Below are 12,437 nucleotides of genomic sequence, written 5' to 3'. Positions count from 1 at the left end.
GTTATCATAAACTAAAGCATGAAGTGCTGTAAAGGATAGGAAAAAGAAAAGCCCCAGACCCTAAGGTAATCTGGAGCTTTAATTTCAATATAGCCGATGCTTATTCTGCGTGATAACGACGGAATATCAACGAGCCATTTGTACCACCAAAACCAAATGAGTTACATAGCGCATATTCCATGTTCTCAACTTTCCTTGCTTTACCCGGTACAAGATCTAACTTGCAAGATTCATCTTGATTATCAAGGTTAATGGTCGGTGGAACGATTTGATCACACAACGACAAAATCGTAAAGATAGATTCAACAGCGCCCGCAGCACCTAAAAGATGCCCTGTCATTGACTTAGTTGAACTGACTAATACATCAGTACCTTCGCCAAATACAGAAATAACTGCTTGAGCCTCAGCTAAATCACCTGCTGGAGTCGATGTTCCATGAGCATTAATATAGCCGATATCACTTGCTTCGATACCCGCGTCTTGCAGCGCATTAATCATTGCACGAGCAGCCCCTTCACCATTTTCAGGTGGTGAAGTCATATGGTAAGCATCGCTGCTCATACCAAAGCCTGCAACCTCTGCATAGATTTTTGCACCACGCGCTTTTGCATGTTCATATTCTTCAAGTACGATGATACCCGCACCATCACCAAGAACAAAACCATCACGGTCTTTATCCCAAGGACGGCTAGCCGCTTGTGGGTTATCATTACGTGTTGATAATGCTCTAGCTGCGCCAAAGCCAGCAACACCTAGCGGGGTTGTCGCTTTTTCTGCGCCACCTGCCAACATTATGTCTGCGTCACCATAAGCTATCATACGTGCTGCATGCCCAATATTATGCACACCCGATGTACAAGCAGTGGCGATAGAAATACTTGGACCACGCAAACCGTACATGATGCTTAAATGACCTGCAACCATGTTGATAATTGTTGAAGGCACGAAGAATGGGCTTACTTTTCGAGGACCACCGTGTTGAATAGACTCACAGTTATCTTGAATTAAACCTAACCCTCCAATACCAGAACCAATCGCTGCACCGAAACGTGTAGCATTGGCTTCTGTTACTTCCAATCCCGCATCTTTAACAGCTTGATAGCCTGCTGCAATGCCATATTGAATAAATGGGTCCATCTTCTTCGCATCTTTGCGAGAGATGTCATAATCTTCGTAATTGAAATCTTTTACTAAGCCTGCAAATTTAGTTGCGTGGTTAGTAGTATCAAAATGCTCGATAAGGCTGATACCACTCTGTCCGCCACAAACAGCTTTCCATGATGATTCAACTGTGTTGCCGACAGGGGATAACATGCCTAGTCCGGTTATGACTACACGACGCTTAGACACGCGCATCCTCCTAAGAGGGAAAAGTGACAAAGGGAACATAGGCGATCGAGTGATCGCCTAGATAAGTTTAGTACAATTATTTAGATGCGTTCTCGACGTAGTCAATCGCAGCCTGTACTGTTGTGATCTTTTCAGCTTCTTCGTCAGGGATTTCGCAATCGAACTCTTCTTCTAGAGCCATTACTAGCTCAACTGTGTCAAGAGAATCAGCGCCCAAGTCATCAACAAATGAAGCTGTATTTACAACTTCTTCCTCTTTAACACCCAGTTGTTCAACGATGATTTTCTTAACGCGTTCTTCGATAGTGCTCATACTATTAAAATTCCTATCAAAACTCGCTTTCGCGATGGTTTTCGTAGTTTATGAATACAGGAAAAGATACAACCCAATCCCGGCTGTGGAAACCATAATTTTGCATTATTTTGCGCTATATAACACTAATTAATGCAAATGGTTCCCTCATTTCTTTAGATCATATACATGCCGCCATTGACATGCAATGTTTCACCCGTAATGTAGGCCGCTTCATCAGAAGCTAAAAACGCTACAGCACTGGCAATTTCTTGTGCATCACCCAATCTATCTGCAGGAACCTGAGATAAAATGCCTGCACGCTGTTCTTCTGTCAACGCCTTAGTCATATCAGTTTCGATAAAACCAGGTGCTACTACATTGACAGTGATACCACGAGAAGCGACTTCACGTGCTAATGATTTACTAAAACCAATAAGCCCTGCTTTCGCTGCTGCGTAATTCGTTTGCCCTGCATTTCCCATAACACCGACAACTGATGCAATGGAAATAATACGTCCACAACGTTTTTTCATCATGGCACGCAAAACAGATTTAGACAAACGGTAAACGGATGAAAGGTTGGTGTCAATAATATCTTGCCACTCATCTTCTTTCATGCGCATCAATAGGTTATCACGTGTTATGCCCGCATTGTTAATCAAAATATCAATTTCACCAAATTCTTCACGAATTTTGGTCAAAGTTTCTGCAATTGACTCTGGCGAGGTCACGTCCAATGCAAAACCCTTCCCCTTACCATCAAGATAAGCGGTAATTGCTTGTGCACCATTTTCGCTTGTTGCTGTACCAATAACGGTCGCACCGCGAGCAATTAAAGTTAAAGCGATTGCTTTACCAATCCCGCGACTTGCACCCGTTACAAGGGCAATTTTTCCATCAAAGCTCATGTCGTCCTCAGATATTTTCTAAAGCAGTGTCTAATGATACAGGATCATTGACTGCTACGGCAGTTAAATTAGAGACAATCCGCTTGGTAAGACCAGTTAATACTTTGCCCGGTCCCATTTCAACAAGATGATCAACACCTTGTTCTGCCATTAACTCGACTGTTTGCGTCCAGCAGACTGGATTATACAGTTGACGGACCAAAGCATCACGAATATTTTTCGCTGATTGCTCCATTTTAACATCAACATTGTTGATCACTGGATAATCTGGCTCACAAAATTCAATTTTTTCTAATGCAATTGCTAATTTTTCAGCCGCTGGCTTCATTAATGCACAATGTGATGGCACGCTAACAGATAAAGGCAACGCACGTTTAGCGCCCGCTTCTTTACAGGCCGCAGCGGCGCGTTCAACAGCATCTTTTTCACCAGCAATAACAACTTGGCCTGGTGAATTAAAATTGACCGGCGCAACAACTTGTCCTTGAGCCGCATCTGCACAAGCTTTAGCAATCGAATCATTGTCTAAACCAATAATAGCGTACATAGCGCCAGTGCCTTGAGGAACTGCTTCTTGCATTAGTTTACCGCGTAATTCTACCAGTTTAATCGCTTCTTTGAAGTCGATAACACCTGCGCACACTAATGCAGAATACTCACCAAGGCTGTGACCTGCCATCATTACTGGCATTTTACCTTTTTTTTGCTGCCAAACACGGAAGATTGCCACAGATGCTGCTAATAACGCCGGCTGTGTCTGCCATGTTTTATTTAATTCTTCTTCTGGTCCATTTTGTACTAATGCCCAAAGATCGTAACCCAATGCATCTGATGCCTCTGCAAATGTTTGCTCAACTAGCGGATATTGCTCAGCTAATGATGCTAACATTCCAAGAGACTGAGAACCCTGTCCGGGAAATACCATAGCAAATTGTGTCATGTCTATTTTCTCAGTAAATTAAAAACGAACCAGCGCCGAACCCCACGTGAATCCACCACCAAATGCTTCTAATAGCACAAGTTGACCTCGCTGAATGCGACCATCACGCACAGCTTCATCAAAAGCTGTTGGGACTGATGCTGCAGAAGTATTACCGTGACGATCAAGTGTGACAACAACTTTATCCATTGTCATATCTAGTTTTTTGGCCGTCGCTGTAATAATTCTTAAATTAGCTTGATGTGGCACTAACCAATCAAGTTCTTCTTTTGCAATGCCACTCTCCGTTAGTGTTTCATCAACAATATGAGCGAGTTCACGTACTGCAACTTTAAAAACTTCATTACCTGTCATCGTCAGGTAAGCAGGGTCATCAGAACAACGACTACGATTTGGTAGCGTTAATAGATCGCCATAGCGCCCATCAGCGTGTAAATGCGTTGAAATAATACCCGGTTCATTAGATTCACCAATCACAACCGCACCCGCTGCATCACCGAATAAAATAACAGTACCGCGGTCGTTTGGATCTAATGTTTTTGATAATGCATCGGCACCAATAACGAGTGCTTTTTTCGCCATACCGGTTTTAACGAATTGATCTGCAATACTTATTGCATAAGTAAAACCCGCACAGGCTGCTGCAATATCAAATGCAGCGCAATCATTAATACCGAGCATTTGTTGGACTTGGCAGGCTGCGCTTGGAAATGCGTGGGTTGCAGATGTTGTGGCAACAATAATTAAACCAATTTCACTGCTATCAACGCCTGCCATTTCGAGTGCGTTTTTTGCAGCATGAAAGCCCATGTCGGAAACACTTTCGTTTTCCCCAGCAATTCTTCTTTCATGTATACCCGTGCGCGTTACAATCCACTCATCAGAAGTATCAACCATTTTTTCCAAGTCAGCATTGGTACGTACTTGCTCTGGCAAGTAACTGCCTGTTCCTAATATTTTACTGTGCATAGACATAGGTTATTGATCACTCCTGGGTAAAACAATATTTAGTCGCGCTGTTATTTTTTCAGGTACTTGTTTATCCGCCGCTTGTACCGCACGCTCAATTGCTGCTTTGAAAGCATGTTCGTTCGCTGCACCATGACTTTTGATAACAATACCATTCAATCCTAACAGAGTCGCACCATTATACTGGTCTGGATTCATATCCACAAAACGCTTCATTAAGCGTTTTTTTAACCATTTTTTTGCCAGTTGCATAAACCAACTGCTTTTTTTATTTTCATCGCCCGCTGACTTTAACAATGAAAGGATAACACGGATAACCCCTTCCATTGTCTTCAATGAGACGTTACCTGCGAAGCCGTCACACACTAATACATCGGTTTTACCTGTGAGCAATTCATTGCCTTCAACGTAACCAATATAATTAATCGACGCGGCTTGTTTTAATACTGCGGCGGCTTCGCGGATATTATCTAGTCCTTTACTTTCTTCTTCACCAATATTCAGTAAAGCGACTTTAGGGTTGTTGATATTGGCAATTTCTTCTGCCATAACCGAACCCATCACTGCAAACTGGACTAACATTTCACTACTACAATTCACGTTTGCACCTAAATCTAGGACAACCGTTTTACCTTTTTTCTGATTAGGCAATATTGTCATCAATGCAGGGCGTTCTATCCCTTCAATTGATTTTAACATCAGTTTTGCCAAACCCATTAGCGCACCAGTGTTTCCTGCACTTACACAAGCTTGTGCCTGCCCTGTCTTTACCAACTCTAAGGCCACTCGCATCGATGTTCCTTTACTCTGCCTAATAGCACTTGATGGCTTCGCATCGTTCGCTATGACGCCTTGTGCTGGAATAATTTCAATACGCGAAATTTGCTCGGCACTCTGTTGTGCAAGCAAGGGTTGAATGGCTTCGGGTTGACCGACAAGCAGTAATTTTAGTGCTGGATTAGATGCCAATGCCTGCAAAGCCGCAGGCACCGTGATGCGGGGACCAACATCCCCGCCCATAGCATCTAACGCAATGGTTAGATTGGCCAAGGTATCAACTTGTAAATTAAAAACTACTTGTTGATAACTTTACGGCCACGGTAATAACCATCTGCAGTCACATTGTGACGCAGGTGAGTTTCACCAGAGGTTTTATCTACAGAAACTAGGGTTGCAGTCAGTGCATCATGTGAACGACGCATACCGCGTTTTGAACGAGTTGGTTTATTCTGTTGTACGGCCATTGACCTTACTCCTTAAGTACTTTTCTTTAAACTGGCTAATACGGCAAATGGGTTTGGTTTTTCGGCCTCAGGAGGCAATTCACCAAACACCATGTCCGCTTCGGACACTTCACAGTGTTCAGAATCATGAACCGGAACAACTGGTAAGGAAAGAATTATTTCATCTTCTATCATTCCCAGCAAATCTATTTCACCAAATTCATCTACATGAACAGGTTCGTAGCATTCCGGTAATGCTTCGGCCTTTTCGTCATTGACGACAGGACTAAAACAATACGATATGTAGACATGGTGCTTAATATCTTTTCTGCAACGTTGGCATTCTAGCGTGACATCCACAGTGGAATGCCCTTCTATAACTGTCAAACGCTGATTATCAATTTTAAATGATAATTCGTTATCAACATCACTATCTACGCTAACTACTGACTCAGCAATACGAGTAACTTGCTCAGGTGTATAACTCCCAACATAGTCAAGGTTTTTCTGAGCTGTACGCTGTGCATCAATCGTTAGGGGTAATTTTACCTTTTGCATAAGGCGCGCATATTAACTTTCAAATGAACTATAGTCAAAGAAAAAGGCAATGTAATCTTGCCTTTTCACCAAAAAATCGCAGGTTTTGCGGTGTATAGTTTAAAATGAGTTATCCCTTTTGGCTATGAGTTTCGAGAAAAATTATGAAATCAATTATTTTGGCTTCCACTTCACCCTATCGCCAAGCCTTATTAAAAAAACTAGGCATACCATTTTTAACGGCTGCACCCGATATTGATGAATCCCCTATACTCCACGAATCTGCGCAAGCTTTAGTTACTCGTTTATCTCACGAAAAAGCCAATGCACTGGCTAAGCAATACCAACAGCATTTAATTATTGGCTCAGACCAAGTTTGTGTCATTAATGATCAAATTGTTGGTAAACCACACACCTTTGAAAATGCCTTTAAGCAGCTCAAAGCAGCATCCGGCAGCAAAGTGACTTTTTATACTGGTTTGTGCTTACTAGACACAGAGACAGGCAAATTTAACGTTCAATGTGAATTGTTTGATGTCTATTTTAGGCCATTAAGTGATGAAGAAATAACGCACTATCTCAATAAAGAAGCGCCATTCCAATGTGCAGGAAGTTTTAAATCTGAAGGATTAGGTATTGCTCTATTTGAACGATTGGATGGCCGCGATCCAAATACATTAATTGGCCTACCCATCATTTTACTACTCGAAATGTTACGTAAGCATGGCATAAACCCATTAAGCTAAATAAGCGTTAACGAGGATCTAACTGCTACTCCTCGTTAACGCAAATCGGATTAAATGCCTATTAATTTGCCTTACGTGCACGTAAGGCTTTCAAGCAATTACTCAATTTCACATCTAAAGGTGCTTGTATTTGCATTTCTTCACCTGTTTTAGGATGAGTGAAGCGCAATGAGCTGGCATGTAAAAATAGACGCTTTAAACCTGTATCAGCTAACTGACTATCAAATTGCTTGTCACCATAGCGGTCATCAAAAGCTATTGGATGCCCTGCATGTAAGGTATGTACACGAATCTGATGCGTTCTTCCCGTTACAGGGCTTGCTTTTATCAGTGTCACATTATCAAAACGCTCTTCGACTTTAAAACGTGTCTCAGAGGGCTTTCCTTCACTATTGACTCTGACAACTCTCTCGCCACTTTGCAGAATGTTTTTTAATAATGGCGCTTGAATCACTTTGATATGTGATGGCCAGTTGCCACGCACCAATGCTAAATAATCTTTTTGCATTTGCTTGAGGCGTAATTGCTCATGTAATGCTCTTAATGCAGACCGTTTTTTTGCCACAAGTAAAATACCGGAGGTATCTCTATCTAAACGGTGAACTAATTCAAGAAAACGGGCTTCTGGTCGCAATGCTCGCAACCCTTCAATTACACCAAAACTTAAACCACTACCACCATGCACAGCGGTACCTGAAGGTTTATTGATCACTAAAATCGATTCATCTTCATACAATATGCAATCAGCTAAAGCAGCAACTTTATCCAATTTCGCTGAAACAGGCGCATTTTCACGCTCTGCAACTCTCACTGGCGGCACGCGAACTTGGTCACCATCTAGCAATTTATACTCAGGTTTAATCCGTCCTTTATTAACACGTACCTCACCCTTACGGATGATGCGATAAATCATGCTTTTAGGAACACCTTTTAGCCTTGCTAGCAAAAAGTTATCGATGCGTTGCCCTGCTTCGTCATCGCTAATATCAATAAAATGAACTTGGTTATCTGTTTTCATTAAGGAATGCGTTAACTCTAATTGATTAAAATTTTAATTGATTAAAAAAGACTCGAACTCACTCTTTCTATCATACCTTTTTCGTAAATTTTTTTATCTTTTTTTTCAATTTGCTTACTTTCTGGCTGAATAATCCTATTTCCCAATAAAATTTCCATATAACTTACGTATCAACTTGCTATAATGCACATGGCAATGGAATAATAAGAAGTTGCCGAGATGTTTGAACACAAGAATTGGCACTAAAATAGATATATGCCCAAAATAATTCAAATTGCATGTAGGTATCGAGCGAAAATAGCCCGATAAGCATGGATAAATTATGTGGTTCAGGCAGTTGAGTGATGTACTATGTTTATAATAAACACCATTCAATTTGAAATATAATGGGTATTGAATTTGTTATTTGATGGCGTAACGATGCAGCAATGGCGTAAGACATTTAACAACATCAAATAAATTAGCGAGCAACGAATTTTAGCTTATTGGGTTAGGAACTTCCGTTTTTTATGAAAATTTACGGCATCCTGATTAAGAACGCTGAATTTTTAATCTAAGAATCAGGTTCACCGAATACTGCGCGTCTCTATACGAACGACTGCCGAGAGGCAGACGGCTTTGTAAAAATCATGAGGCCATCGGTTTACAGTAGCTCTTTTTTTCGCTGCTCTTTATTTATAAAGTAAAAAATAATGAGTAAGTAACAACATGAAAAGAATGCTAATAAACGCAACTCAACAAGAAGAGCTGCGTGTTGCCCTTGTTGACGGGCAACGTCTTTATGACTTGGATATTGAAAGCCCAGGTCATGAACAAAAAAAAGCCAACATTTACAAAGGTAAAATTACCCGTATCGAACCTAGCCTTGAAGCCGCTTTTGTTGATTATGGTGCTGAAAGACACGGTTTCCTCCCGATTAAAGAAATTGCCCGCGAATACTTTCCAAGCAACTATCACTCTCAAGGTCGCCCTAACATCAAAGATGTTTTAAAGGAAGGCCAAGAAGTTATTGTTCAAGTTGATAAAGAAGAACGTGGTAATAAAGGTGCGGCACTAACCACTTTTATTAGTTTGGCCGGTAGCTATTTAGTATTAATGCCAAACAATCCTCGTGCAGGCGGAATTTCACGTCGTATCGAAGGTGAAGATCGTACCGAACTTAAAGAAGCATTATCATGCTTAGAAATTCCAGAAGGTATGGGCCTTATCGTTCGTACTGCCGGTGTTGGTAAATCAGCTGAGTCTTTACAACAAGATTTGCTTTACCGTCTGCGCCATTGGGATGCTATCCAAAAAGCAGCTGAAAATCGTCCAGCGCCTTTCTTAATCCATCAAGAAAGTAACGTTATTGTACGTGCATTCCGCGATTATCTACGCCCTGATATTGGTGAAATCCTTATCGACAACCCGAAAGTTGTTGAAATGGCTCGTAACCACATTGAAGCCATTGGTCGTGGTGATTTTGCGAGCAAAATTAAACATTATAGTGGTGAAATACCGCTATTTAGCCACTACCAAATCGAATCTCAAATAGAGTCTGCATTCCAGCGTGAAGTGCGTTTACCTTCTGGTGGTGCGCTCGTTATTGACACAACTGAAGCATTAACGGCAATTGATATTAACTCCTCACGTTCTACGCGTGGCGGTGATATCGAAGAAACCGCGTTCAATACTAACCTAGAAGCCGCAGATGAAATTGCACGTCAATTACGTCTTCGTGACCTTGGTGGTCTAATTGTTATCGACTTTATTGATATGACGCCAGTTAGGCATCAACGTGAAGTTGAAAACCGTTTACGTGATGCCGTTCGACAAGACCGTGCTCGTATTCAAATTGCGCGTATCTCACGTTTCGGTTTGTTAGAAATGTCTCGTCAGCGTTTGAGCCCTTCTCTTGGTGAGTCAAGCCATCATGTGTGCCCACGCTGTACAGGGACAGGAACTATTCGTGATAACGAATCACTTTCTCTTTCTGTTCTTCGTTTAATTGAAGAAGAAGCACTAAAAGAAAATACGCATGAAGTTCATGCCATTGTTCCTGTGCAAGTCGCATCTTATTTACTTAATGAAAAACGCAAAGCAATCACTGAGATTGAACAACGTCAACATCAAGTACGTGTCATTATCGTCCCTAATGACCAAATGCTAACGCCTCACTACAATGTGATCCGTATTCGTAAAGGCGAAGAGATTAGTACGCTTAGCTATAACTTAGCGCAATACCATGAGTCGGAAACACTCAGCAATACTGACGACACAACCTCAGAACGTAAAGCGCCAGAACAACCGGCTATCTCAGCGTTTGCGCTACAAGAACCTGTTGAAGTTCCTGCACTTAAACCAAAAGAAGTCCCGATTAAAGCGCCTACCCAAACAAGTGCTGATAAACCCGCTAAGCCAGGCCTATTTAGCAAAGTTGCGACCTTCTTTAAGAATCTTTTCGCTGAAGAAGAAAAAGTTGTCGAAGCGCCAGCGCCTACGCCACGACCAAGCAATAATGACCGTCGTCGTAATAATGATCGCAGAAACAATCGTCGCAATAACAATCGACGTGACCGCGATGACAGTACAGATAATCGTGACAATCGCGATAATCGCGATAACCGTAATACGCAGTCTGATGATGCAAATAATCGTAATAAAGGTAGAAACAACAGAAATACTGCTCAGCCAGAAGAGCAAGCGACAACTGAAGCTGCCACTGTAGCTAATGATAATCAGCAGCAACGCCGTGACCCACGAGCTGATCGCCGCCGCCGTCAAGACGAAAAACGTCAACAACAAACGGCTAAAAATCAGCAAGAAGTTCAGCAAGACAGTGCTGTAACACCTGCGGTAAAAGAAGAAGATGAACAACGCCCAGCGGCGCAACGTCGCCAACGCCGTCAGTTAACACAAAAGATTCGTGTTACTGATAACGACCAAGCAGCAACATCTGTAGAGTCAACAACCGCAGCTGAACAACCAACAACAGTTGTGGCAAATACTACCGCTGCTTTACCGGCACCAACGCCTGCTATACAACATAAAGTAGTAAGCCATGATAATGACAATCAACAGGCTAATACTGTTACACAAAATAATGCACAACTTAATGATGAAAACCTGCAAGATAATAACGATCTAGTAGGCGATGATGAGAAGCAGGATACGATTATCCCACGCCGTTCACGTCGCTCTCCTCGTCACTTGCGCGTGAGTGGTCAGCGTCGTCGTCGTTTCCGTGATGAGCGTCATTTAAATAAATCTCCGATGCCATTATCAGGGGCTGTTGCTTCGCCAGAATTTGCTTCAGGTAAAGTATTCATTCGTTATCCAATTGTTCTGCCTCCACAAGAAAGCTTTGCAATTATTACAAATGAAGAAATGCTGGAACAACAAAACTCAGCTAACGCATCACTCGCCGAAACCGCTAAATTAGCTATATCAGTAGCAACTGAACAAGCGATTAATGTTGAAGTTGAAGCTGAAACTAAGCCAGTAGAAATCATTGAAGCAGTTGAACATGTTGTGACAGAAGCTGTTATTTCTACAGTAGAAACAACTGAAACAGTAGTTGAAGAATCAACTCAAGCAGTAATTGAGCCCGTTATCGAAAGTACGGCTCCAATCACTCAGCCTATAGTTGAAGAACCTGTTTCTGTAGAAACGACACTTGCAGAAGTGAAAGAAGAAATAGTCGCTGAGCCTATCAATGTTATTGTTGAAGAAACTCAAGAAATAGTGACAGCTACTGAAACGCCTGCTGTTGTTATTGTTGAATCTATAGTTGTAGAACCTGTAGTCGTAGAGCCTGTCGTTACTGAATCGGTAGAGACTGAATCTATCGCGGCTATATCTCCTGTAACTGATGCTATAGCTGAAACTACAATTGAACTCGCAGTAGTAACTGAAACGATTGCTACAGTGCCTACTGAGACGAAACCAACAATAGCGTCTGCAACTCAAAAAACTGCAAGGCAGTACAAATGTCATTCATCTTCACCAATGACAAAAGCACCTGCACCTGCGGCTGTTGAATCAACATTTGAGAGTAAAGAATATCAACGCGAAGCTTCTACTTTTGAAGGTAAAGGTGGTGCTGGTGGGCACGCAGCATCAAGTGTAGCCACTTCAGAAATGGCAAAACCAGCTAGTTTCTAACGATTACACTCAGTTGTTCAAAAGGCCTTGATGACATCATCGAGGCCTTTTTTATTGCTTAGAGATAATACAATCAACCCTCTATTATATAAATACCAATCCATTCCCTAGATAATTTGCATTGTAAATAAGCGGTAAGTAAGCAAATTTTAAAAATCTAGATAACCAAATGATTCAGAATAAAGATAAATAAAACCACTCTAATATATTTCCTAAATAGTTCGCGTTGTAGGTAGGCGGCAAGACGAAGCCATCTCGGGGAGCATACATAAGGATGAGACCTGAGTAGCTGAAGCGAAGCCAACAC

The 12,437-nt window shown here is 41.7% G+C and carries 11 protein-coding genes; 2 read left to right on the top strand and 9 right to left on the bottom strand.

The annotated features are described in order from the left end of the window. Positions 1 to 100 precede the first annotated feature (100 nt). The 8 genes from fabF to yceD form a co-directional block, all read right to left on the bottom strand. Positions 101 to 1,351 carry a beta-ketoacyl-ACP synthase II gene (gene fabF / locus ACTH6U_RS13080; protein ID WP_294105539.1) on the bottom strand — a complete coding sequence of 417 codons (1,251 nt, stop codon included), beginning with the start codon at positions 1,349 to 1,351 and terminating at the stop codon, positions 101 to 103. Positions 1,352 to 1,427: 76 nt separating this feature from the next. Further along, positions 1,428 to 1,664 carry an acyl carrier protein gene (acpP, locus tag ACTH6U_RS13075; RefSeq protein WP_004253236.1) on the bottom strand — a complete coding sequence of 79 codons (237 nt, stop codon included), beginning with the start codon at positions 1,662 to 1,664 and terminating at the stop codon, positions 1,428 to 1,430. Between the two features lie 155 nt (positions 1,665 to 1,819). Continuing rightward, positions 1,820 to 2,554: a 3-oxoacyl-ACP reductase FabG gene (gene fabG, locus ACTH6U_RS13070; RefSeq protein ID WP_294105391.1), complete on the bottom strand. Its 735-nt coding sequence runs from the start codon at positions 2,552 to 2,554 to the stop codon at positions 1,820 to 1,822. Between the two features lie 7 nt (positions 2,555 to 2,561). Continuing rightward, positions 2,562 to 3,494, bottom strand: a complete 933-nt coding sequence (gene fabD, locus ACTH6U_RS13065) for an ACP S-malonyltransferase (protein WP_441832379.1) — start codon at positions 3,492 to 3,494, stop codon at positions 2,562 to 2,564. A gap of 18 nt (positions 3,495 to 3,512) precedes the next feature. Further along, on the bottom strand, positions 3,513 to 4,463 hold the full coding sequence (locus tag ACTH6U_RS13060) for a beta-ketoacyl-ACP synthase III (protein WP_294106180.1): 951 nt from the start codon (positions 4,461 to 4,463) through the stop codon (positions 3,513 to 3,515). 9 nt (positions 4,464 to 4,472) lie between these two features. Then, positions 4,473 to 5,513, bottom strand: a complete 1,041-nt coding sequence (plsX, locus tag ACTH6U_RS13055) for a phosphate acyltransferase PlsX (RefSeq protein ID WP_294105389.1) — start codon at positions 5,511 to 5,513, stop codon at positions 4,473 to 4,475. Between the two features lie 23 nt (positions 5,514 to 5,536). Further along, on the bottom strand, positions 5,537 to 5,707 hold the full coding sequence (gene rpmF / locus ACTH6U_RS13050; protein WP_068444665.1) for a 50S ribosomal protein L32: 171 nt from the start codon (positions 5,705 to 5,707) through the stop codon (positions 5,537 to 5,539). Positions 5,708 to 5,719: 12 nt separating this feature from the next. Beyond that, positions 5,720 to 6,244 carry a 23S rRNA accumulation protein YceD gene (yceD, locus tag ACTH6U_RS13045; RefSeq protein WP_294105369.1) on the bottom strand — a complete coding sequence of 175 codons (525 nt, stop codon included), beginning with the start codon at positions 6,242 to 6,244 and terminating at the stop codon, positions 5,720 to 5,722. Positions 6,245 to 6,387: 143 nt separating this feature from the next. On the opposite strand from yceD, the gene ACTH6U_RS13040 reads away from it, so the two are divergent. Continuing rightward, positions 6,388 to 6,969, top strand: a complete 582-nt coding sequence (locus tag ACTH6U_RS13040; RefSeq protein ID WP_294105367.1) for a Maf family protein — start codon at positions 6,388 to 6,390, stop codon at positions 6,967 to 6,969. A gap of 61 nt (positions 6,970 to 7,030) precedes the next feature. Here ACTH6U_RS13040 and rluC read toward each other — a convergent pair whose 3' ends face one another. Beyond that, complete coding sequence (gene rluC, locus ACTH6U_RS13035) at positions 7,031 to 7,987, bottom strand: 23S rRNA pseudouridine(955/2504/2580) synthase RluC (protein ID WP_294105365.1); 957 nt, start codon at positions 7,985 to 7,987, stop codon at positions 7,031 to 7,033. 708 nt (positions 7,988 to 8,695) lie between these two features. Here rluC and rne point away from each other — a divergent pair. Further along, positions 8,696 to 12,130 (top strand): ribonuclease E, encoded by a 3,435-nt coding sequence (gene rne / locus ACTH6U_RS13030; RefSeq protein ID WP_441832378.1) that lies wholly within the window; start codon positions 8,696 to 8,698, stop codon positions 12,128 to 12,130. Positions 12,131 to 12,437 lie beyond the last annotated feature (307 nt).

Origin of the sequence: Providencia sp., from assembly GCF_052096715.1 — a bacterium.
Classification (GTDB): Bacteria; Pseudomonadota; Gammaproteobacteria; order Enterobacterales; family Enterobacteriaceae; genus Providencia.
This window is presented reverse-complemented; position numbering and strand designations above follow the sequence as displayed.